The following is a 19,918-nucleotide window of genomic DNA, read 5'->3' on the forward strand; positions in this document are numbered from 1 at the left end:
GATCTAGAGCATAAAAAACGCTCGTTAAAAACTTTTTGAATAAAAAACTATAGAAAAGGAACTATTTTCTCATGACAAAAGGAATCTTAGGGAAAAAAGTGGGAATGACTCAAATCTTCACTGAAGCTGGCGAATTGATCCCTGTAACAGTTATCGAAGCAACTCCAAACGTTGTTCTTCAAGTTAAAACTGTTGAAACAGATGGTTACAACGCTATCCAAGTTGGTTTCGATGACAAACGCGAAGTATTGAGCAACAAACCTGCTAAAGGACATGTAGCAAAAGCTAACACGGCTCCTAAGCGCTTCATTCGTGAATTCAAAAACGTTGAAGGCTTGGAAGTTGGTGCTGAAATCACAGTTGACACTTTCGAAGCTGGAGACATTGTTGATGTAACTGGTACTTCTAAAGGTAAAGGTTTCCAAGGTGTTATCAAACGCCACGGACAATCACGTGGACCTATGGCTCACGGTTCTCGTTACCACCGTCGTCCAGGTTCTATGGGACCTGTTGCACCTAACCGCGTATTCAAAGGTAAAAACCTTGCAGGACGCATGGGTGGCGATCGTGTAACAATTCAAAACCTTGAAGTTGTACAAGTTGTTCCAGAAAAGAACGTTATCCTTATCAAAGGTAACGTACCAGGTGCTAAGAAATCTCTTATCACTATCAAGTCAGCAGTTAAAGCTGGTAAATAATAAGGAAAGGGGAATACAGTCAAAATGGCAAATGTAACATTATTCGACCAAACTGGTAAACAAGCGGGCGAAGTTGTTCTTAACGATGCGATCTTTGGTATCGAACCAAACCAAGCAGTTGTATTTGATGTGATCATCAGCCAACGTGCTAGCCTTCGTCAAGGAACTCACGCAGTTAAAAACCGTTCAGCCGTTTCAGGTGGCGGACGCAAACCATGGCGTCAAAAAGGAACTGGACGTGCTCGTCAAGGTTCTATCCGCTCTCCACAATGGCGTGGTGGTGGAATTGTCTTCGGACCAACTCCACGTAGCTATGCGTACAAACTTCCTCAAAAAGTTCGTCGCCTTGCACTTAAATCTGTTTACTCAGAAAAAGTTGCTGAAAACAAATTTGTAGCCGTTGATTCTCTTGAATTTACAGCTCCAAAAACTGCTGAATTTGCAAAAGTTCTTGCAGCTTTGAGCATCGATTCTAAAGTCCTTGTTATTCTTGAAGAAGGAAATGAATTCGCAGCTCTTTCAGCTCGTAACCTTCCAAACGTGAAAGTTGCGACTGCTACAACTGCAAGTGTTCTTGACATCGCAAATAGTGACAAACTTCTTGTTACTCAAGCAGCTATCTCTAAAATCGAGGAGGTTCTTGCATAATGAATTTGTATGATGTTATCAAAAAACCTGTTATCACTGAAAAGTCAATGGCTCAACTTGAAGCAGGCAAATATGTATTTGAAGTTGACACTCGCGCTCACAAACTTTTGATCAAACAAGCTGTTGAAGCTGCGTTTGAAGGTGTAAAAGTTGCGAATGTGAACACTGTAAACGTAAAACCTAAAGCAAAACGCGTTGGACGTTACACTGGTTTTACTTCAAAAACTAAAAAAGCTATCATCACGCTTGCAGCTGATTCTAAAGCAATCGAGTTGTTTGCTACTGAAGCTGAATAATCTAAGGAGGAAATATCGTGGGAATTCGTGTTTATAAACCAACAACAAACGGTCGCCGTAATATGACTTCTTTGGATTTCGCTGAAATCACAACAAACACACCTGAGAAAACTTTGCTTGTTTCTCTTAAAAACAAAGCAGGTCGTAACAACAACGGTCGTATCACTGTTCGTCACCAAGGTGGTGGACACAAACGTCATTACCGTTTGATCGATTTCAAACGTAACAAAGATGGAGTTGAAGCAGTCGTTAAAACGATCGAATACGATCCAAACCGCTCAGCTAACATCGCGCTTGTACACTACACTGACGGTGTGAAAGCTTACATCATCGCCCCTAAAGGTCTTGAAGTAGGTCAACGTATCGTATCAGGACCAGAAGCAGATATCAAAGTCGGAAACGCTCTTCCACTTGCTAACATCCCAGTTGGTACTTTGATCCACAACATCGAATTGAAACCTGGTAAAGGTGGAGAATTGGTACGTGCTGCTGGAGCTTCTGCTCAAGTATTGGGTTCTGAAGGTAAATATGTACTTGTTCGTCTTCAATCAGGCGAAGTTCGTATGATTCTTGGAACTTGCCGTGCTACAGTTGGTGTTGTCGGAAACGAACAACATGGACTTGTAAACCTTGGTAAAGCGGGACGTAACCGCTGGAAAGGTGTTCGCCCTACAGTTCGTGGTTCTGTAATGAACCCGAATGATCACCCACACGGTGGTGGTGAAGGTAAAGCACCAGTTGGACGTAAAGCGCCATCTACTCCTTGGGGTAAACCTGCGCTTGGTCTTAAAACTCGTAACAAGAAAGCGAAATCTGACAAACTTATCGTTCGTCGTCGCAACCAAAAATAATCATAAGCAACTAGCTTACACTTTCCGCCAGCTCGGTAGCGCTGCATAGCAGCGCAAGCCGCTGTGGTACTAAATTTTAAAGGAGAAAATTACAAAATGGGACGTAGTCTTAAAAAAGGACCTTTCGTCGATGAGCATTTGATGAAAAAAGTTGAAGCTCAAGCAAACGACGAAAAGAAAAAAGTAATTAAAACTTGGTCACGTCGTTCAACGATCTTCCCAAGTTTCATCGGATACACTATCGCAGTTTATGATGGACGTAAACATGTGCCTGTTTACATCCAAGAAGACATGGTAGGTCACAAGCTTGGTGAATTTGCACCAACTCGTACTTACAAAGGTCACGCGGCAGACGACAAGAAGACACGTAGAAAATAAGGAGAACATAAATGGCAGAAATTACTTCAGCTAAAGCAATGGCTCGTACAGTGCGTGTTTCACCTCGTAAATCACGTCTTGTTCTTGACAACATCCGTGGTAAAAGCGTAGCCGATGCCATCGCTATTTTGACATTCACACCAAACAAAGCTGCAGGGATCATCCTTAAAGTGTTGAACTCAGCAGTAGCAAACGCTGAAAACAACTTTGGTTTGGAAAAAGCTAACTTGGTAGTATCTGAAGCATTCGCAAACGAAGGACCAACAATGAAACGTTTCCGTCCACGTGCGAAAGGTTCAGCTTCACCAATCAACAAACGTACAGCTCACATCACAGTAGCTGTTGCAGAAAAATAAGGAGGTAAACTCGTGGGTCAAAAAGTACATCCAATTGGTATGCGTGTTGGTATCATCCGTGATTGGGATGCCAAATGGTATGCTGAAAAAGAATACGCGGATTACCTTCATGAAGATCTTGCAATCCGTAAATTCATTCAAAAAGAATTGGCTGACGCAGCCGTTTCAACTATTGAAATCGAACGCGCAGTAAACAAAGTTAACGTTTCTCTTCACACTGCTAAACCAGGTATGGTTATCGGTAAAGGTGGAGCAAACGTTGATGCACTTCGTGCAGCTCTTAACAAATTGACTGGTAAACAAGTACACATCAACATCATTGAGATCAAACGTCCTGACTTGGATGCTCACCTTGTTGGTGAAGGAATCGCTCGTCAATTGGAACAACGTGTTGCTTTCCGTCGTGCACAAAAACAAGCAATCCAACGTGCTATGCGTGCTGGAGCTAAAGGAATCAAAACTCAAGTATCAGGTCGTTTGAACGGTGCAGATATTGCCCGTGCAGAAGGATACTCTGAAGGAACTGTTCCACTCCACACACTTCGCGCTGATATCGATTACGCTTGGGAAGAAGCAGACACTACTTACGGTAAACTTGGTGTTAAAGTATGGATCTACCGTGGTGAAGTTCTTCCGGCTCGTAAAGACGCTAAAGGAGGTAAATAACCAATGTTAGTACCTAAACGTGTAAAACACCGTCGCGAATTCCGTGGTAAAATGCGCGGTGAAGCAAAAGGTGGAAAAGAAGTAGCATTCGGTGAATACGGTCTTCAAGCTACAACTAGCCACTGGATCACAAACCGTCAAATCGAAGCTGCTCGTATCGCCATGACTCGTTACATGAAACGTGGTGGTAAAGTTTGGATTAAGATTTTCCCACACAAATCATACACCGCTAAAGCTATCGGGGTACGTATGGGATCTGGTAAAGGGGCTCCTGAAGGTTGGGTAGCACCAGTTAAACGTGGTAAAGTGATGTTCGAAATCGCTGGTGTATCTGAAGAGATCGCACGCGAAGCACTTCGTCTTGCTAGCCACAAATTGCCAGTTAAAACTAAATTTGTGAAACGTGAAGCAGAATAAGGAGAGGTCATGAAACTTACAGAAGTAAAAGAATTTGTTAAAGAACTTCGTGGTCTTTCTCAAGAAGAACTCGCGAAGCGTGAAAATGAATTGAAGAAAGAATTGTTTGAACTTCGTTTCCAAGCAGCTGCTGGTCAATTGGAACAAACTGGACGTTTGAAAGAAGTGAAAAAACAAATCGCTCGTATCAAAACTGTTCAATCAGAAGCTAAATAATAGACTAGGGAAGGAGAATTTCAATGGAACGCAATAATCGTAAAGTTCTTGTTGGACGCGTTGTGTCTGACAAAATGGACAAAACAATCACAGTTGTAGTTGAAACTAAACGTAACCACCCAGTCTATGGTAAACGTATCAACTATTCTAAAAAATACAAAGCTCATGATGAAAACAATGTTGCTAAAGAAGGCGATATCGTTCGTATCATGGAAACTCGTCCGCTTTCAGCTACAAAACGCTTCCGTCTTGTAGAAGTCGTTGAAGAAGCGGTCATCATCTAATCATACCTGAAAGGAGAAAACGTAAATGATTCAAACAGAAACTCGTTTGAAAGTCGCTGACAACAGTGGCGCACGCGAAATCTTGACAATCAAAGTTCTTGGTGGTTCAAAACGTAAATTCGCGAGCATCGGTGATGTAATCGTTGCATCTGTAAAACAAGCTACTCCTGGTGGTGCGGTTAAGAAAGGTGACGTTGTAAAAGCTGTTATCGTTCGTACTAAATCAGGTGCTCGTCGTAAAGATGGTTCATACATCAAGTTCGACGAAAATGCAGCAGTGATCATCCGTGACGACAAAACTCCTCGCGGAACTCGTATCTTTGGTCCAGTTGCACGTGAATTGCGTGACGGTGGATTCATGAAGATCGTATCACTTGCTCCAGAAGTACTTTAATCAATCAAAAACAAACACAGTCCCCTGGCTCAGCCAGGGTGCCCATCGGGCGTAAGAATAAAAGGAGAATAAAATGTTTGTAAAAAAAGGCGACAAAGTTCGCGTTATTGCTGGTAAAGACAAAGGCGTAGAAGCTGTTGTTCTTACTGCTCTTCCAAAAGTAAATAAAGTTGTTGTAGAAGGTGTAAACATCATTAAGAAACACCAACGTCCAAATAACGAAAACCCTCAAGGTGCGATCGTTGAAAAAGAAGCTCCAATCCATGCTTCTAACGTTCAAGTTTTGGACAAAAACGGTGTTGCTGGACGTGTTGGCTACAAATTTGTAGACGGCAAAAAAGTTCGCTACAACAAAAAATCAGGCGAAGTGCTTGACTAATCACGAAGGAAAGGAGAAGTATAATGGCTAATCGTTTAAAAGAAAAATACCTTAATGAAGTAGTACCATCATTGACTGAACAGTTCAACTATTCATCAGTTATGGCTGTGCCAAAAGTTGATAAAATCGTTTTGAACATGGGTGTTGGTGATGCAGTATCAAATGCTAAGAACCTTGAAAAAGCTGCTGAAGAGCTTGCTTTGATCTCAGGTCAAAAACCATTGATCACTAAGGCTAAAAAATCAATCGCCGGCTTCCGTCTTCGTGAAGGTGTTGCGATCGGTGCAAAAGTTACCCTTCGTGGTGAACGTATGTACGAATTCTTGGATAAATTGGTAACAGTTTCACTTCCACGTGTACGTGACTTCCATGGTGTTCCAACAAAATCATTTGATGGACGCGGAAACTACACACTTGGTGTGAAAGAACAATTGATCTTCCCAGAAATCAACTTTGATGATGTTGATAAAACTCGTGGTTTGGATATCGTAATCGTAACTACAGCGAACACAGACGAAGAATCACGTGCATTGCTTACTGGCCTCGGTATGCCGTTTGCAAAATAATATAGGAGGTAAAACTAATGGCTAAAAAATCTATGATTGCTAAGAACAAACGCCCAGCGAAGTTCTCTACTCAAGCATACACTCGCTGTGAACGTTGTGGACGTCCACACTCAGTTTACCGCAAGTTTAAACTTTGCCGTGTTTGCTTCCGTGAATTGGCATACAAAGGTCAAATCCCAGGTGTCACAAAAGCATCTTGGTAATTTAAGATATCAAGGGCGTTAAAACTCCAAGTGAAAATAGGAAACTTGACGAAGAAACTTTAGTTTCTAGGAAAGTTTATCTTTTTCACACAGAGTTTAGCCCGGGTTCAGTTGGGCTTGCCAATTTGAACACGAGCTACAGCTTTGGCAAAAAAGACCAATTTTCTTTGGAGCATCGCTCCTGCATCAAATTGCCTATTTTTGCTCTCGCTGTTACGCTCTCTGTATCATGTATTAACTAGCAAGTGCAACTTGCAAACTACTAGTAAGAGGAGAAATTATAATGGTTATGACTGACCCAATCGCAGACTTCCTTACACGTATTCGTAACGCTAACCAAGCAAAACACGAAGTACTTGAAGTACCTGCATCAAACATCAAAAAAGGGATTGCTGAAATCCTTAAACGCGAAGGTTTTGTAAAAAACGTTGAATTCATCGAAGATGACAAACAAGGTATCATCCGTGTATTCTTGAAATATGGACAAAACGGTGAAAAAGTTATCACAAACTTGAAACGTGTATCTAAACCAGGTTTGCGTGTTTACAAAAAACGTGAAGATCTTCCAAAAGTTCTTAACGGACTTGGAATTGCTATCCTTTCAACTTCTGAAGGTTTGCTTACTGATAAAGAAGCACGCCAAAAGAACGTTGGTGGGGAAGTTATCGCTTACGTTTGGTAATATTTAGCTCCCAATTTCGTTGTGACTCTTCGTTGTTGTCTCTTGTCTAACCCAAAGTTATGTCTGTGAGACAATGCCTCGATTCACTTAGAAAATGAGACCTAAACATTAACTTTTAAATCAAAAAGATTTAAACCCCGTGAAAACTGGCCCGCAAAGGCCTGACAATTTAACAGGAGAATAAAAAACATGTCACGTATTGGTAATAAAGTTATCGTGTTGCCTGCTGGTGTTGAAATCACTAACAATGACAACGTTGTAACTGTAAAAGGACCTAAAGGAGAACTTACTCGTACGTTCTCAAAAGATATTGAAATCCGTGTGGAAGGTACTGAAGTAACACTTCACCGTCCAAACGATTCAAAAGAAATGAAAACAATCCACGGAACAACTCGTGCCCTTTTGAACAACATGGTTACTGGTGTATCAGAAGGATTCAAGAAAGAACTTGAAATGCGCGGGGTTGGATACCGTGCACAACTTCAAGGATCAAAACTTGTTTTGGCTGTTGGTAAATCACACCCAGACGAAGTTGAAGCTCCAGAAGGAATTACTTTTGAACTTCCAAACCCAACAACAATCGTTGTTAGCGGAATTTCAAAAGAAGTAGTTGGTCAAACAGCTGCTTATGTACGTAGCCTTCGTTCACCTGAACCATACAAAGGTAAAGGGATCCGTTATGTTGGTGAATACGTTCGCCGCAAAGAAGGTAAAACAGGTAAATAATGTAGTTTGGTTGTTTTTCAACCAACCTTCATCTTACCAACTCAGTGCTTAGCACATGATTTTAAAATTAAGAGGTGAAAATTGTGATTTCGAAACCAGATAAAAACAAAATCCGTCAAAAACGCCACCGTCGCGTTCGCGGAAAACTCTCTGGAACTGCTGATCGCCCACGTTTGAACGTATTCCGTTCTAATACAGGCATCTACGCTCAAGTAATTGATGACGTAGCGGGTGTAACGCTCGCAAGCGCTTCAACTCTTGACAAAGAAGTTTCAAAAGGAACTAAAACTGAACAAGCCGTTGTTGTCGGCAAACTTGTTGCTGAACGTGCAGTTGCTAAAGGTATTTCTGAAGTGGTGTTCGACCGCGGTGGATATCTATATCACGGACGTGTTAAAGCTTTGGCTGATGCAGCTCGTGAAAACGGATTGAAATTCTAATAGGAGGACACTAGAAAATGGCATTTAAAGATAATGCAGTTGAACTTGAAGAACGCGTAGTTGCCATCAACCGTGTAACAAAAGTTGTTAAAGGTGGACGTCGTCTTCGTTTTGCAGCTCTTGTAGTTGTTGGTGACCGTAATGGCCGTGTTGGATTTGGTACTGGTAAAGCTCAAGAAGTTCCAGAAGCAATCCGTAAGGCTGTTGAAGATGCTAAGAAAAACTTGATCGAAGTTCCAATGGTTGGAACAACAATTCCACACGAAGTAACATCAGTATTTGGTGGAGCTCGTGTATTGTTGAAACCAGCTATCGAAGGGGCTGGGGTTGCTGCAGGTGGAGCAGTTCGTGCCGTTGTCGAATTGGCAGGTATTGCAGATGTTACATCTAAATCACTTGGATCAAACACTCCAATCAACATCGTTCGTGCAACTGTTAACGGTTTAGCACAATTGAAACGCGCTGATGAAGTTGCTGCCCTTCGTGGTATTTCAGTTTCTGACTTGGCTTAAGAAAGGAGATTCAAATGGCTCAAATTAAAATTACTTTGACTAAGTCTCCAATCGGACGCATCCCGTCACAACGTAAAACTGTTGTAGCACTTGGACTTGGCAAATTGAACAGCTCTGTTATTAAAGAAGATAACCCAGCAGTACGTGGTATGATCACTGCTGTATCTCACTTGGTAACAGTTGAAGAAGTAAAATAATCTATTTAAAAATAGAAACAAAGTTTTCAGGGGTATGAGAGGTTCTCATCCCCTAAAACTAAATATAAGTATAGGCGAGTTTGTAGTTAGGACACCTTTTCCTGATTACATGCGTTAGCAATTTACAAAAGAGGAGAAAATAAATAATGAAACTTCATGAATTACAACCTGCTACAGGTTCACGTAAAGTCCGCAACCGTGTTGGTCGTGGTACTTCATCTGGTAATGGTAAAACTTCTGGCCGTGGTCAAAAAGGTCAAAAAGCTCGTAGCGGTGGCGGCGTACGTCTTGGTTTTGAAGGTGGACAAACTCCATTGTTCCGTCGTCTTCCAAAACGTGGATTTACAAACATCAACGCTAAAGAATATGCTATTGTGAACCTTGATCAATTGAACGCCTTTGAAGATGGTGCTGAAGTAACTCCAGTAGTACTTGTAGAATCAGGAATTGTAAAAGCTGAAAAATCAGGTATCAAAATTCTTGGTAACGGAGAATTGACTAAGAAGTTGACTGTTAAAGCAGCTAAATTCTCTAAATCAGCTGAAGAAGCTATCACTGCTAAAGGTGGTTCAGTTGAAGTCATCTAAGTGAGGTGACCTATGTTTTTTAAATTATTAAAAGATGCATTTAAGGTGAAACAAGTACGGTCGAAGATTTTATTTACGATCTTCATCATTCTTGTTTTCCGCATTGGGACCACGATTACAGTGCCTGGTGTAAATGCGAAAATTCTGAACAACCTTCAAGATGTGTCCTTCTTGAACATGCTCAGTTTGGTTTCTGGGAATGCCATGAGGAACTTCTCAGTTTTCGCATTAGGGGTTAGCCCATACATCACAGCTTCGATCGTCGTGCAACTTTTGCAAATGGATCTGTTACCTAAGTTTGTTGAATGGGGCAAACAAGGGGAAGTTGGTCGAAGAAAGCTCAACCAAGCAACACGCTATATTTCTTTGGTTCTAGCCTTTGTTCAATCCATCGGGATTACAGCTACCTTCCACACCTTGTCTCAGGCGAAATTAGTCGCAACTCCAAATACCAAGACCTATCTATTAATCGGTGCGATTCTGACGACCGGTTCCATGATTGTGACTTGGCTTGGAGAACAAATCACAGATAAAGGCTACGGAAATGGTGTTTCAATGATTATCTTTGCAGGGATTGTGTCATCAATTCCTGAGATGATTAAAGAAATCTATGAAAATGCATTTGTGAACGTTCGTTCTGGTCAAATGACCAATTCCCTCATTTTTGTTGGGGTATTAATCCTTGCCGTCTTGGTTATTGTTTACTTTACAACCTTTGTAGAGCAAGCACAATACAAGATTCCAATCCAATATACAAAGATTGCACAAGGAGCTCCATCAAGTTCTTACCTTCCTTTGAAAGTAAACCCAGCAGGGGTTATTCCTGTCATCTTCGCTAGTTCGATTACAGCAGCGCCTGCTGCCATTTTCCAAGTGATTAGCGCTATGGGTTACAATGCAGGATGGGTGAAAACAGCTCAAGCCATGTTGGCTACAAACACACCAACTGGTGTGGCAATGTATGCCTTATTGATCATTCTCTTCACCTTCTTCTACACGTTTGTTCAGATCAATCCTGAAAAAACGGCAGAAAACCTTCAAAAGAGTGGTGCCTATATCCCAGGTGTTCGCCCTGGTAAGGGAACAGAAGAGTTTATGTCTCGTTTGCTACGTCGTTTAGCAAGCGTCGGATCAGTATTCCTTGGCTTTATTACTATCATTCCAATCTTAGCTCGAGATTTATTTGGTTTGACAGATGCAGTTGCTCTTGGGGGAACGAGTTTGTTAATCATTATTTCAACAGGTATTGAAGGAATGAAACAATTAGAAGGCTACTTATTAAAACGTAAGTATGTCGGATTTATGGACACAACAACAGAATAGAATAAGGTTGACTTTGTCAGCCTTCTATTTTGTTTTTAAATGGAAATAGGAATTCGCTCCTGCTTCCATTTAAAAACAAAATAAGGAGGATTCATCATGAATCTTTTAATTATGGGATTGCCTGGAGCAGGTAAGGGGACCCAAGCGGCGAAAATCGTTGAAGAGTTTCACGTAGCGCATATCTCTACCGGCGATATGTTCCGCGCAGCAATGGCTAACCAAACTGAAATGGGTGTATTGGCGAAATCATTCATCGACAAAGGTGAATTGGTGCCAGATGATGTGACAAACGGGATTGTAAAAGAACGTTTGGCTCAAGATGATATTAAAGAAACAGGTTTCTTGTTAGACGGATATCCACGTACCATTGAGCAAGCTCATGCTTTAGATAAAACATTGGCTGAACTTGGTATTGAGCTTGAAGGTGTTATCAACATCGAAGTAAATCCAGACAGTCTTTTAGAGCGTTTGAGCGGACGTATCATTCATCGTCAAACTGGAGAAACTTTCCATAAAGTATTCAATCCACCAGTTGATTACAAAGAGGAAGATTACTACCAACGTGAAGATGATAAACCTGAGACAGTAAAACGTCGTTTGGATGTTAATATTGCCCAAGGTGAACCAATCATTGAATTTTATCGTTCAAAAGGACTCGTACATGACATCCAAGGGAACCAAGATATCAATGATGTATTTTCAGACATTGAAAAAGTCTTGTCAAATTTGAAATAAAAGCGTTTTTCATGCTTGCAATATTGGACAACTAGTGTTACAATTAGTTAGTCTGACTTATAATTGTTACCTCTGTGCTCAGAGGAATGAATCGAAATTTATGGAGGTACTTTTGCGTGGCAAAAGACGATGTGATTGAAGTAGAAGGCAAAGTAGTCGATACAATGCCGAATGCTATGTTTACGGTTGAACTTGAAAATGGACATCAGATTTTAGCAACAGTTTCTGGTAAAATTCGTAAAAACTATATTCGTATTTTAGCGGGAGATCGTGTTACAGTGGAGATGAGTCCGTACGATTTGACACGTGGACGTATCACATACCGCTTTAAATAATCGAAAAACTTGGAGGGATAAAAATGAAAGTAAGACCATCGGTCAAACCAATTTGCGAATACTGTAAAGTAATTCGTCGTAATGGTCGTGTTATGGTAATTTGCCCAGCAAATCCAAAACACAAACAACGTCAAGGATAAGATAGAAAGGAGAAAACATGGCTCGTATTGCTGGAGTTGACATTCCAAATGACAAACGTGTAGTAATTTCATTGACTTATGTGTACGGTATCGGACTTCCAACATCTAAGAAAATCCTTGCTGCTGCAGGCGTTTCTGAAGATATTCGTGTTCGCGATCTTACACCAGATCAAGAAGATGCTATCCGTCGTGAAGTTGACGCAATCAAAGTTGAAGGTGACCTTCGTCGTGAAGTAAACTTGAACATCAAACGCTTGATGGAAATCGGTTCATACCGTGGTATCCGTCACCGTCGTGGACTTCCAGTTCGTGGACAAAACACTAAAAACAATGCTCGCACTCGTAAAGGTAAAGCTGTTGCGATTGCAGGTAAGAAAAAATAAAATAAAATAAGGAGGTAAAAATCTTGGCTAAACCAACACGTAAACGTCGTGTGAAAAAGAATATCGAATCTGGTATTGCTCATATTCACGCTACATTTAACAACACAATTGTTATGATTACTGATGTGCATGGTAACGCAATCGCTTGGTCATCTGCAGGTGCACTTGGATTTAAAGGTTCTCGTAAATCTACACCATTTGCTGCTCAAATGGCATCAGAAGCTGCTGCAAAAGCTGCTCAAGAACACGGACTTAAATCTGTTGAAGTAACTGTTAAAGGTCCTGGTTCAGGTCGTGAGTCTGCTATTCGTGCACTTGCTGCTGCTGGTCTTGAAGTAACTGCAATCCGCGATGTAACTCCTGTACCACACAATGGTGCTCGTCCTCCAAAACGTCGCCGTGTATAATCATCAACAATTACACAGCTTTTCGTTTAAGAGGGAGTATAGCAAATGATTGAGTTTGAAAAACCAAATATAACAAAAATTGATGAAAACAAAGATTATGGCGTGTTTGTCGTAGAACCACTTGAACGTGGCTATGGTACAACACTTGGAAACTCACTTCGTCGTGTACTTCTGGCTTCACTTCCAGGTGCAGCTGTCACTTCAATCAACATTGAAGGTGTACTCCACGAATTTGATACCGTTCCAGGAGTCCGTGAAGACGTTATGCAAATTATTCTTAACGTTAAAGGAATCGCCGTTAAATCTTACGTCCAAGACGAAAAGATTATTGAACTTGATGTAGAAGGACCTGCAGAAGTAACTGCTGGAGATATTCTTACTGATAGTGACATCGAAATTGTAAACCCTGATCATTATCTATTTACAATCGGAGAGGGAGCATCTTTGAAAGCGACGCTTACTGTAAACAGTGGACGTGGCTATGTTCCAGCTGATCAAAACAAAAAAGATGATGCACCAGTGGGAACACTTGCTGTAGATTCAATCTATACGCCAGTGACTAAAGTCAATTACCAAGTTGAACCAGCACGCGTTGGTAGCAACGATGGCTTTGACAAGCTAACCCTTGAAATTTTGACAAATGGGACAATCATTCCAGAAGATGCCTTAGGTTTGTCTGCTCGTATTTTGACAGAACACCTAAATCTATTCACAAACTTAACTGAAATTGCTATTGCAACAGATGTTATGAAGGAAGTAGATACAACTTCTGATGATCGCATTTTAGAACGTACGATCGAAGAATTAGATCTTTCAGTTCGTTCATATAACTGTTTGAAACGTGCTGGCATTAATACTGTTTACGATTTGACTGAAAAATCAGAAGCAGAAATGATGAAAGTTCGTAACTTGGGACGTAAGAGTCTTGAAGAAGTTAAAATCAAACTTGCCGACTTAGGCCTTGGGTTAAAAAACGATAAATAGAGGAGGAATACATGGCTTACCGTAAACTAGGACGCACTAGCTCACAACGTAAAGCGATGCTTCGCGATTTGACTACAGATCTTATCATCAATGAAGCAATTGTAACAACTGAAGCACGTGCGAAAGAAATCCGTAAATCAGTTGAAAAAATGATTACTTTGGGTAAACGTGGTGATTTGCATGCACGTCGTCAAGCTGCTGCATTCGTACGTAACGAAGTTGCATCACAAAACTTTGATGAAGAAACAGGTAAATACTCAGAAACAACTGCACTTCAAAAATTGTTCTCTGAATTAGCACCTCGTTATGCTGAGCGCAATGGTGGATATACTCGTATCCTTAAAACTGAACCACGTCGTGGTGATGCTGCGCCAATGGCTATCATCGAATTGGTATAATATCATCAATTTTGTTGAGTGTTATGATGATGGAATACACTGTTATTCTTAGTCTAGCTCTGGTCTACCGCTGGGGATTTTCCCCAGCGGGAACACTCATCATATTGAATGAATGGTAGACGCTTGTTTACGAAATTGCTTTAATTTAAAACAATTTCGTAAGCAGGCGTTTTGTCTTGCTTTTCATGAGTAGTCGAGAATAGCAAAAAATGATATAATGGAACCCATATCTCCAATAGAAGAAAAAGGATTCAATGACAAAACAACAAGCAATTAAATTACTAAAAGAGAAGTACCTTAGTAATATGAAAGAGGATTCGGAACTCTTTGTCGGAGTTGAATTAGAGTTTCCGATTGTAGAAACAAATGGAAACAAAACAAATATAGAGGTGACGAAAAATCTTTTTCGAACCTTAGCCAACTTATCAGATTTTGAAGTTGAAAAAATAGATGACGATCAAAATCCCATTCAATTGATTCACTGCTCTTCTAAAGATCGTATTCTATTCGAGTTGAGTTACAATACAATTGAATTTGCATTTGAGAGAGCTCATTCTATAAATGAGGTAGCCAAACGTTTTGAGGCCTATTTAAAGATCATTCAACCGATTTTGCAAGAAAATAATCACGAAATCCAAGGGCGCGGAATCCATCCTTTGTGGAAAGAAAATGATAATAGCCCAGTGAAAATCGAACGATACAAGATGTTAATGGCTTTCCTTGCAATGAATGGTACAGGGATGAAAACACACTCCTATCCTTCGTACGGAGCATTTATATGCGGAAACCAGGTTCAATTGGATGTAAGGCGCGATAACTATCTTCGCATCATTAATGCATTTAATAAAATTGAAGCAGTAAAAGCATATTTGTTTTCTAACTCAGAATTTTCAGCAGAGGTTTGGGATACAAAAATTGCCAGAGATATTTTCTGGGAAGAATCCTTACATGGTTATTATAAGGAAAATGTAGGGATTTATCCTAAGGACTACCAAAGCGAAGAAGAGTTTTTTAATAATCTCGCTAGAACAGCTATTTTTACGGCAACTAGAGAGGGAAAATCTTATTATTTTAAACCAATTCGAGTGGAAAACTATCTAGATCAAAAAGAAATTACGGCCTATACGGCTGATGGAAATGAGAAGATCATTAACCCTGTAAAAGAAGATCTAAAACAACATCGAAGTTACCAATTTCAAGATTTAACTGCTCGTGGGACTGTGGAATTTAGAAGCGTTTGTACACAACCATTAGAAACCACCTTTGCCCCGATAGCCTTTGAGTTGGGCTTGTTTGTAGAATTAGAAAAACTGGAAAACTATTTAGAAGAATGTTCATTTTTTAAAAATGAAGAACAGGACTATCGAAAACTTAGAAAGAAATATTCAAAGAAAAATCTAAGTGAAAAGGAAAAAGAAGCGATACAATCCTTTTCAAAAGATCTTCTGGACATAGCTAAAGCAGGATTAATTAAAAGAGGTTATGGAGAAGAAAAATTTCTCATCATTAACAAAGAACTAGACTAATAGAAAAGCCTGTAATACAGGCTTTTCTTTGTTTATTTCAAAAAAACTTTCAAAAAAATAAAAAATTTTTAAAAAAAGTGTTGACAGTAAGGGTAGGTCATGATATACTAATATAGTTGTCGCGCGAGAGCGACAAAGACCTTTGAAAACTGAACAAGACGAACCAATGTGCAGGGCGCTATAACTAAGGTTATAGTAACTGAACAATAAAAAAACAATAAATCTGTCAGTGACAGAATGAGTTTAAGACAAACAATTATTTTAATGAGAGTTTGATCCTGGCTCAGGATGAACGCTGGCGGCGTGCCTAATACATGCAAGTAGAACGCTGAAGCTTGGTGCTTGCACCGAGCGGATGAGTTGCGAACGGGTGAGTAACGCGTAGGTAACCTGCCTCTTAGCGGGGGATAACTATTGGAAACGATAGCTAATACCGCATAAAAGTCGATATCGCATGATATTGATTTGAAAGGTGCAATTGCATCACTAAGAGATGGACCTGCGTTGTATTAGCTAGTTGGTGAGGTAACGGCTCACCAAGGCGACGATACATAGCCGACCTGAGAGGGTGATCGGCCACACTGGGACTGAGACACGGCCCAGACTCCTACGGGAGGCAGCAGTAGGGAATCTTCGGCAATGGACGGAAGTCTGACCGAGCAACGCCGCGTGAGTGAAGAAGGTTTTCGGATCGTAAAGCTCTGTTGTAAGAGAAGAACGAGTGTGAGAGTGGAAAGTTCACACTGTGACGGTAACTTACCAGAAAGGGACGGCTAACTACGTGCCAGCAGCCGCGGTAATACGTAGGTCCCGAGCGTTATCCGGATTTATTGGGCGTAAAGCGAGCGCAGGCGGTTAGATAAGTCTGAAGTTAAAGGCTGTGGCTTAACCATAGTACGCTTTGGAAACTGTTTAACTTGAGTGCAGAAGGGGAGAGTGGAATTCCATGTGTAGCGGTGAAATGCGTAGATATATGGAGGAACACCGGTGGCGAAAGCGGCTCTCTGGTCTGTAACTGACGCTGAGGCTCGAAAGCGTGGGGAGCAAACAGGATTAGATACCCTGGTAGTCCACGCCGTAAACGATGAGTGCTAGGTGTTGGGTCCTTTCCGGGACTCAGTGCCGCAGCTAACGCATTAAGCACTCCGCCTGGGGAGTACGACCGCAAGGTTGAAACTCAAAGGAATTGACGGGGGCCCGCACAAGCGGTGGAGCATGTGGTTTAATTCGAAGCAACGCGAAGAACCTTACCAGGTCTTGACATCCCTCTGACCGCTCTAGAGATAGAGTTTTCCTTCGGGACAGAGGTGACAGGTGGTGCATGGTTGTCGTCAGCTCGTGTCGTGAGATGTTGGGTTAAGTCCCGCAACGAGCGCAACCCCTATTGTTAGTTGCCATCATTCAGTTGGGCACTCTAGCGAGACTGCCGGTAATAAACCGGAGGAAGGTGGGGATGACGTCAAATCATCATGCCCCTTATGACCTGGGCTACACACGTGCTACAATGGCTGGTACAACGAGTCGCGAGTCGGTGACGGCAAGCTAATCTCTTAAAGCCAGTCTCAGTTCGGATTGTAGGCTGCAACTCGCCTACATGAAGTCGGAATCGCTAGTAATCGCGGATCAGCACGCCGCGGTGAATACGTTCCCGGGCCTTGTACACACCGCCCGTCACACCACGAGAGTTTGTAACACCCGAAGTCGGTGAGGTAACCATTTGGAGCCAGCCGCCTAAGGTGGGATAGATGATTGGGGTGAAGTCGTAACAAGGTAGCCGTATCGGAAGGTGCGGCTGGATCACCTCCTTTCTAAGGAAAAGGAAACCTGTACGTTGGTCTTGTTTAGTTTTGAGAGGTCTTGTGGGGCCTTAGCTCAGCTGGGAGAGCGCCTGCTTTGCACGCAGGAGGTCAGCGGTTCGATCCCGCTAGGCTCCATTAACACTTTAAAGGGTGTTAAGATTGAACATTGAAAATTGAATATCTATATCAAATAGTAACAAGAAAATAAACCGAAACGCTGTAAATATTTAAAGAGTTTAGGTCGCAAGACCAAAAATAAGGTTAAGTTAATAAGGGCGCACGGTGGATGCCTTGGCACTAGAAGCCGAAGAAGGACGTGACAAACGACGAAATGCTTTGGGGAGCTGTAAGTAAGCGACGATCCAGAGATGTCCGAATGGGGGAACCCACTAGCTAATGGCTAGTACTCCTATCTGTTAAGGATAGGTAGAGGAAGACGCAGTGAACTGAAACATCTAAGTAGCTGCAGGAAGAGAAAGCAAAAGCGATTGCCTGAGTAGCGGCGAGCGAAACGGCAGGAGGGCAAACCGAAGAGTTTACTCTTCGGGGTTGTAGGACTGCAATGTGGACTTAAAGACTATAGAAGAATGACATGGGAAGGTCAGCCAAAGAGAGTAAGAGCCTCGTATTCGAAATAGTCTTTATACCTAGCAGTATCCTGAGTACGGCGGGACACGAGAAATCCCGTCGGAATCTGGGAGGACCATCTCCCAACCCTAAATACTCTCTAGTGACCGATAGTGAACCAGTACCGTGAGGGAAAGGTGAAAAGCACCCCGGGAGGGGAGTGAAATAGAACCTGAAACCGTGTGCCTACAACAAGTTCGAGCCCGTTAATGGGTGAGAGCGTGCCTTTTGTAGAATGAACCGGCGAGTTACGATATGATGCGAGGTTAAGTTGAAGAGACGGAGCCGTAGGGAAACCGAGTCTGAATAGGGCGTCTTAGTATTATGTCGTAGACCCGAAACCATGTGACCTACCCATGAGCAGGTTGAAGGTGAGGTAAAACTCACTGGAGGACCGAACCAGGGCACGTTGAAAAGTGCTTGGATGACTTGTGGGTAGCGGAGAAATTCCAAACGAACTTGGAGATAGCTGGTTCTCTCCGAAATAGCTTTAGGGCTAGCGTCGACATTAAGATTCTTGGAGGTAGAGCACTGTTTGGGTGAGGGGTCCATCCCGGATTACCAATCTCAGATAAACTCCGAATGCCAATGAATTATGGTCGGCAGTCAGACTGCGAGTGCTAAGATCCGTAGTCGAAAGGGAAACAGCCCAGACCACCAGCTAAGGTCCCAAAATAATTGTTAAGTGGAAAAGGATGTGGGGTTGCACAGACAACTAGGATGTTAGCTTAGAAGCAGCTATTCATTCAAAGAGTGCGTAATAGCTCACTAGTCGAGTGACCCTGCGCCGAAAATGTACCGGGGCTAAAACAATTTACCGAAGCTGTGGATACCTTTATAGGTATGGTAGGAGAGCGTTCTATGTGTGGAGAAGGTGTACCGTGAGGAGCGCTGGAACGCATAGAAGTGAGAATGCCGGTATGAGTAGCGAAAGACAGGTGAGAATCCTGTCCACCGTAAGACTAAGGTTTCCAGGGGAAGGCTCGTCCGCCCTGGGTTAGTCGGGACCTAAGGAGAGACCGAAAGGTGTATCCGATGGACAACAGGTTGATATTCCTGTACTAGAGTATGTAGTGAAGGAGGGACGCAGTAGGCTAACTAAAGCGTGCGACTGGAAGTGCACGTCTAAGCAGTGAGGTGTGAATTGAGTTAAATGCTTAATTCTATAACATTGAGCTGTGATGGGGAGCGAAGTTTAGTAGCGAAGTTAGTGACGTCACACTGCCAAGAAAAGCTTCTAGCGTTAATCATACTCTACCCGTACCGCAAACCGACACAGGTAGTCGAGGCGAGTAGCCTCAGGTGAGCGAGAGAACTCTCGTTAAGGAACTCGGCAAAATGACCCCGTAACTTCGGGAGAAGGGGTGCTGGCTTTCAGTCAGCCGCAGTGAATAGGCCCAAGCAACTGTTTATCAAAAACACAGCTCTCTGCTAAATCGTAAGATGATGTATAGGGGGTGACGCCTGCCCGGTGCTGGAAGGTTAAGAGGAGTGCTTAGCGGTAACGCGAAGGTATGAATTGAAGCCCCAGTAAACGGCGGCCGTAACTATAACGGTCCTAAGGTAGCGAAATTCCTTGTCGGGTAAGTTCCGACCCGCACGAAAGGCGTAATGATTTGGGCACTGTCTCAACGAGAGACTCGGTGAAATTTTAGTACCTGTGAAGATGCAGGTTACCCGCGACAGGACGGAAAGACCCCATGGAGCTTTACTGCAGTTTGATATTGAGTGTCTGTGCCACATGTACAGGATAGGTAGGAGCCAT

The 19,918-nt window shown here is 42.1% G+C and carries 29 protein-coding genes, 1 tRNA gene and 2 rRNA genes; all 32 read left to right on the plus strand.

Going from position 1 to position 19,918, the window contains the following annotated elements; all coding sequences use genetic code 11:
* Positions 1 to 71: 71 nt before the first annotated feature.
* Positions 72 to 698 carry a 50S ribosomal protein L3 gene (rplC, locus tag HMPREF1195_RS09845; RefSeq protein ID WP_003010846.1) on the plus strand — a complete coding sequence of 209 codons (627 nt, stop codon included), beginning with the start codon at positions 72 to 74 and terminating at the stop codon, positions 696 to 698.
* A 24-nt stretch (positions 699 to 722) separates the two neighbouring features.
* Positions 723 to 1,346: a 50S ribosomal protein L4 gene (gene rplD, locus HMPREF1195_RS09850; RefSeq protein WP_003009591.1), complete on the plus strand. Its 624-nt coding sequence runs from the start codon at positions 723 to 725 to the stop codon at positions 1,344 to 1,346.
* Positions 1,346 to 1,642 (plus strand): 50S ribosomal protein L23, encoded by a 297-nt coding sequence (locus HMPREF1195_RS09855; RefSeq protein ID WP_003009593.1) that lies wholly within the window; start codon positions 1,346 to 1,348, stop codon positions 1,640 to 1,642. The genes rplD and HMPREF1195_RS09855 overlap by 1 nt, the downstream gene beginning before the upstream one ends.
* Positions 1,643 to 1,659: 17 nt before the next feature.
* Positions 1,660 to 2,493: a 50S ribosomal protein L2 gene (rplB, locus tag HMPREF1195_RS09860; RefSeq protein WP_000512900.1), complete on the plus strand. Its 834-nt coding sequence runs from the start codon at positions 1,660 to 1,662 to the stop codon at positions 2,491 to 2,493.
* A gap of 96 nt (positions 2,494 to 2,589) precedes the next feature.
* The gene (gene rpsS, locus HMPREF1195_RS09865; RefSeq protein WP_000533766.1) at positions 2,590 to 2,871 is read left to right on the plus strand and encodes a 30S ribosomal protein S19; all 282 of its coding nucleotides are present in this window, start codon (positions 2,590 to 2,592) and stop codon (positions 2,869 to 2,871) included.
* 11 nt (positions 2,872 to 2,882) lie between these two features.
* Positions 2,883 to 3,227 carry a 50S ribosomal protein L22 gene (gene rplV / locus HMPREF1195_RS09870; protein ID WP_000818139.1) on the plus strand — a complete coding sequence of 115 codons (345 nt, stop codon included), beginning with the start codon at positions 2,883 to 2,885 and terminating at the stop codon, positions 3,225 to 3,227.
* Between the two features lie 12 nt (positions 3,228 to 3,239).
* On the plus strand, positions 3,240 to 3,893 hold the full coding sequence (gene rpsC, locus HMPREF1195_RS09875; RefSeq protein WP_003002336.1) for a 30S ribosomal protein S3: 654 nt from the start codon (positions 3,240 to 3,242) through the stop codon (positions 3,891 to 3,893).
* Between the two features lie 3 nt (positions 3,894 to 3,896).
* Entirely contained in the window at positions 3,897 to 4,310 is a 414-nt protein-coding gene (gene rplP, locus HMPREF1195_RS09880; RefSeq protein WP_000960947.1) for a 50S ribosomal protein L16, read from the plus strand.
* Positions 4,311 to 4,319: 9 nt separating this feature from the next.
* Complete coding sequence (gene rpmC / locus HMPREF1195_RS09885) at positions 4,320 to 4,526, plus strand: 50S ribosomal protein L29 (RefSeq protein WP_003002350.1); 207 nt, start codon at positions 4,320 to 4,322, stop codon at positions 4,524 to 4,526.
* Between the two features lie 23 nt (positions 4,527 to 4,549).
* Complete coding sequence (gene rpsQ / locus HMPREF1195_RS09890) at positions 4,550 to 4,810, plus strand: 30S ribosomal protein S17 (protein WP_000440801.1); 261 nt, start codon at positions 4,550 to 4,552, stop codon at positions 4,808 to 4,810.
* Positions 4,811 to 4,835: 25 nt separating this feature from the next.
* On the plus strand, positions 4,836 to 5,204 hold the full coding sequence (rplN, locus tag HMPREF1195_RS09895; RefSeq protein WP_003002384.1) for a 50S ribosomal protein L14: 369 nt from the start codon (positions 4,836 to 4,838) through the stop codon (positions 5,202 to 5,204).
* Between the two features lie 73 nt (positions 5,205 to 5,277).
* Positions 5,278 to 5,583: a 50S ribosomal protein L24 gene (gene rplX / locus HMPREF1195_RS09900; protein ID WP_003002315.1), complete on the plus strand. Its 306-nt coding sequence runs from the start codon at positions 5,278 to 5,280 to the stop codon at positions 5,581 to 5,583.
* 23 nt (positions 5,584 to 5,606) lie between these two features.
* Positions 5,607 to 6,149: a 50S ribosomal protein L5 gene (gene rplE, locus HMPREF1195_RS09905; protein ID WP_003009606.1), complete on the plus strand. Its 543-nt coding sequence runs from the start codon at positions 5,607 to 5,609 to the stop codon at positions 6,147 to 6,149.
* Positions 6,150 to 6,166: 17 nt separating this feature from the next.
* Positions 6,167 to 6,352, plus strand: coding sequence for a type Z 30S ribosomal protein S14 (locus tag HMPREF1195_RS09910; protein WP_001085699.1), 186 nt, complete (start codon positions 6,167 to 6,169; stop codon positions 6,350 to 6,352).
* Between the two features lie 283 nt (positions 6,353 to 6,635).
* The gene (rpsH, locus tag HMPREF1195_RS09915; RefSeq protein WP_003010897.1) at positions 6,636 to 7,034 is read left to right on the plus strand and encodes a 30S ribosomal protein S8; all 399 of its coding nucleotides are present in this window, start codon (positions 6,636 to 6,638) and stop codon (positions 7,032 to 7,034) included.
* Positions 7,035 to 7,223: 189 nt separating this feature from the next.
* Positions 7,224 to 7,760 carry a 50S ribosomal protein L6 gene (gene rplF / locus HMPREF1195_RS09920; RefSeq protein WP_003010839.1) on the plus strand — a complete coding sequence of 179 codons (537 nt, stop codon included), beginning with the start codon at positions 7,224 to 7,226 and terminating at the stop codon, positions 7,758 to 7,760.
* A gap of 83 nt (positions 7,761 to 7,843) precedes the next feature.
* Entirely contained in the window at positions 7,844 to 8,200 is a 357-nt protein-coding gene (gene rplR / locus HMPREF1195_RS09925; protein ID WP_003010871.1) for a 50S ribosomal protein L18, read from the plus strand.
* Between the two features lie 17 nt (positions 8,201 to 8,217).
* A complete protein-coding gene (rpsE, locus tag HMPREF1195_RS09930; protein WP_003009617.1) occupies positions 8,218 to 8,712 on the plus strand; it encodes a 30S ribosomal protein S5 in 495 nt (164 codons plus the stop codon).
* Between the two features lie 14 nt (positions 8,713 to 8,726).
* The gene (gene rpmD / locus HMPREF1195_RS09935; protein ID WP_002894509.1) at positions 8,727 to 8,909 is read left to right on the plus strand and encodes a 50S ribosomal protein L30; all 183 of its coding nucleotides are present in this window, start codon (positions 8,727 to 8,729) and stop codon (positions 8,907 to 8,909) included.
* Between the two features lie 146 nt (positions 8,910 to 9,055).
* Positions 9,056 to 9,496 carry a 50S ribosomal protein L15 gene (gene rplO, locus HMPREF1195_RS09940; RefSeq protein WP_003002405.1) on the plus strand — a complete coding sequence of 147 codons (441 nt, stop codon included), beginning with the start codon at positions 9,056 to 9,058 and terminating at the stop codon, positions 9,494 to 9,496.
* Positions 9,497 to 9,508: 12 nt separating this feature from the next.
* Complete coding sequence (gene secY, locus HMPREF1195_RS09945; RefSeq protein ID WP_023920186.1) at positions 9,509 to 10,819, plus strand: preprotein translocase subunit SecY; 1,311 nt, start codon at positions 9,509 to 9,511, stop codon at positions 10,817 to 10,819.
* A 96-nt stretch (positions 10,820 to 10,915) separates the two neighbouring features.
* Positions 10,916 to 11,554, plus strand: a complete 639-nt coding sequence (locus tag HMPREF1195_RS09950) for an adenylate kinase (RefSeq protein WP_023920188.1) — start codon at positions 10,916 to 10,918, stop codon at positions 11,552 to 11,554.
* Positions 11,555 to 11,670: 116 nt separating this feature from the next.
* Complete coding sequence (infA, locus tag HMPREF1195_RS09955) at positions 11,671 to 11,889, plus strand: translation initiation factor IF-1 (RefSeq protein WP_001029883.1); 219 nt, start codon at positions 11,671 to 11,673, stop codon at positions 11,887 to 11,889.
* Between the two features lie 23 nt (positions 11,890 to 11,912).
* On the plus strand, positions 11,913 to 12,029 hold the full coding sequence (gene rpmJ / locus HMPREF1195_RS10855; RefSeq protein WP_001808836.1) for a 50S ribosomal protein L36: 117 nt from the start codon (positions 11,913 to 11,915) through the stop codon (positions 12,027 to 12,029).
* A gap of 17 nt (positions 12,030 to 12,046) precedes the next feature.
* Positions 12,047 to 12,412, plus strand: coding sequence for a 30S ribosomal protein S13 (rpsM, locus tag HMPREF1195_RS09960; RefSeq protein ID WP_003009631.1), 366 nt, complete (start codon positions 12,047 to 12,049; stop codon positions 12,410 to 12,412).
* 23 nt (positions 12,413 to 12,435) lie between these two features.
* The gene (gene rpsK, locus HMPREF1195_RS09965; protein WP_003002390.1) at positions 12,436 to 12,819 is read left to right on the plus strand and encodes a 30S ribosomal protein S11; all 384 of its coding nucleotides are present in this window, start codon (positions 12,436 to 12,438) and stop codon (positions 12,817 to 12,819) included.
* Between the two features lie 45 nt (positions 12,820 to 12,864).
* Complete coding sequence (locus HMPREF1195_RS09970; RefSeq protein ID WP_003009635.1) at positions 12,865 to 13,803, plus strand: DNA-directed RNA polymerase subunit alpha; 939 nt, start codon at positions 12,865 to 12,867, stop codon at positions 13,801 to 13,803.
* Positions 13,804 to 13,814: 11 nt separating this feature from the next.
* The gene (gene rplQ / locus HMPREF1195_RS09975) at positions 13,815 to 14,201 is read left to right on the plus strand and encodes a 50S ribosomal protein L17 (protein ID WP_003002399.1); all 387 of its coding nucleotides are present in this window, start codon (positions 13,815 to 13,817) and stop codon (positions 14,199 to 14,201) included.
* Positions 14,202 to 14,455: 254 nt separating this feature from the next.
* The gene (locus HMPREF1195_RS09980; RefSeq protein ID WP_023920190.1) at positions 14,456 to 15,727 is read left to right on the plus strand and encodes a glutamate-cysteine ligase family protein; all 1,272 of its coding nucleotides are present in this window, start codon (positions 14,456 to 14,458) and stop codon (positions 15,725 to 15,727) included.
* A gap of 260 nt (positions 15,728 to 15,987) precedes the next feature.
* Positions 15,988 to 17,535: ribosomal RNA gene (locus tag HMPREF1195_RS09985) — 16S ribosomal RNA — on the plus strand.
* A 53-nt stretch (positions 17,536 to 17,588) separates the two neighbouring features.
* Positions 17,589 to 17,661 (plus strand) — tRNA-Ala (locus HMPREF1195_RS09990).
* Between the two features lie 124 nt (positions 17,662 to 17,785).
* Positions 17,786 to 19,918, plus strand: a 23S ribosomal RNA gene (locus HMPREF1195_RS09995); the annotation flags it as partial.

Source organism: Streptococcus parasanguinis CC87K, from assembly GCF_000507765.1.
GTDB lineage: Bacteria > Bacillota > Bacilli > Lactobacillales > Streptococcaceae > Streptococcus > Streptococcus parasanguinis_J.

Bases quoted from the DNA above. Each gene is read 5' to 3' on its own strand.
- rpsE (WP_003009617.1), top strand. From the start codon at position 8,218: ATGGCATTTAAAGATAATGCAGTTGAACTTGAAGAACGCGTAGTTGCC.
- HMPREF1195_RS09950 (WP_023920188.1), top strand. From the start codon at position 10,916: ATGAATCTTTTAATTATGGGATTGCCTGGAGCAGGTAAGGGGACCCAA.
- rplE (WP_003009606.1), top strand. From the start codon at position 5,607: ATGGCTAATCGTTTAAAAGAAAAATACCTTAATGAAGTAGTACCATCA.
- rpsM (WP_003009631.1), top strand. From the start codon at position 12,047: ATGGCTCGTATTGCTGGAGTTGACATTCCAAATGACAAACGTGTAGTA.
- rplP (WP_000960947.1), top strand. From the start codon at position 3,897: ATGTTAGTACCTAAACGTGTAAAACACCGTCGCGAATTCCGTGGTAAA.
- rpmD (WP_002894509.1), top strand. From the start codon at position 8,727: ATGGCTCAAATTAAAATTACTTTGACTAAGTCTCCAATCGGACGCATC.
- HMPREF1195_RS09910 (WP_001085699.1), top strand. From the start codon at position 6,167: ATGGCTAAAAAATCTATGATTGCTAAGAACAAACGCCCAGCGAAGTTC.
- rplD (WP_003009591.1), top strand. From the start codon at position 723: ATGGCAAATGTAACATTATTCGACCAAACTGGTAAACAAGCGGGCGAA.
- rpsS (WP_000533766.1), top strand. From the start codon at position 2,590: ATGGGACGTAGTCTTAAAAAAGGACCTTTCGTCGATGAGCATTTGATG.
- HMPREF1195_RS09980 (WP_023920190.1), top strand. From the start codon at position 14,456: ATGACAAAACAACAAGCAATTAAATTACTAAAAGAGAAGTACCTTAGT.
- rplC (WP_003010846.1), top strand. From the start codon at position 72: ATGACAAAAGGAATCTTAGGGAAAAAAGTGGGAATGACTCAAATCTTC.
- rplX (WP_003002315.1), top strand. From the start codon at position 5,278: ATGTTTGTAAAAAAAGGCGACAAAGTTCGCGTTATTGCTGGTAAAGAC.
- rpsQ (WP_000440801.1), top strand. From the start codon at position 4,550: ATGGAACGCAATAATCGTAAAGTTCTTGTTGGACGCGTTGTGTCTGAC.
- rpmJ (WP_001808836.1), top strand. From the start codon at position 11,913: ATGAAAGTAAGACCATCGGTCAAACCAATTTGCGAATACTGTAAAGTA.
- rplQ (WP_003002399.1), top strand. From the start codon at position 13,815: ATGGCTTACCGTAAACTAGGACGCACTAGCTCACAACGTAAAGCGATG.
- HMPREF1195_RS09970 (WP_003009635.1), top strand. From the start codon at position 12,865: ATGATTGAGTTTGAAAAACCAAATATAACAAAAATTGATGAAAACAAA.
- rplN (WP_003002384.1), top strand. From the start codon at position 4,836: ATGATTCAAACAGAAACTCGTTTGAAAGTCGCTGACAACAGTGGCGCA.
- rplF (WP_003010839.1), top strand. From the start codon at position 7,224: ATGTCACGTATTGGTAATAAAGTTATCGTGTTGCCTGCTGGTGTTGAA.
- rplO (WP_003002405.1), top strand. From the start codon at position 9,056: ATGAAACTTCATGAATTACAACCTGCTACAGGTTCACGTAAAGTCCGC.
- rpsH (WP_003010897.1), top strand. From the start codon at position 6,636: ATGGTTATGACTGACCCAATCGCAGACTTCCTTACACGTATTCGTAAC.
- HMPREF1195_RS09855 (WP_003009593.1), top strand. From the start codon at position 1,346: ATGAATTTGTATGATGTTATCAAAAAACCTGTTATCACTGAAAAGTCA.
- rplV (WP_000818139.1), top strand. From the start codon at position 2,883: ATGGCAGAAATTACTTCAGCTAAAGCAATGGCTCGTACAGTGCGTGTT.
- rpmC (WP_003002350.1), top strand. From the start codon at position 4,320: ATGAAACTTACAGAAGTAAAAGAATTTGTTAAAGAACTTCGTGGTCTT.
- secY (WP_023920186.1), top strand. From the start codon at position 9,509: ATGTTTTTTAAATTATTAAAAGATGCATTTAAGGTGAAACAAGTACGG.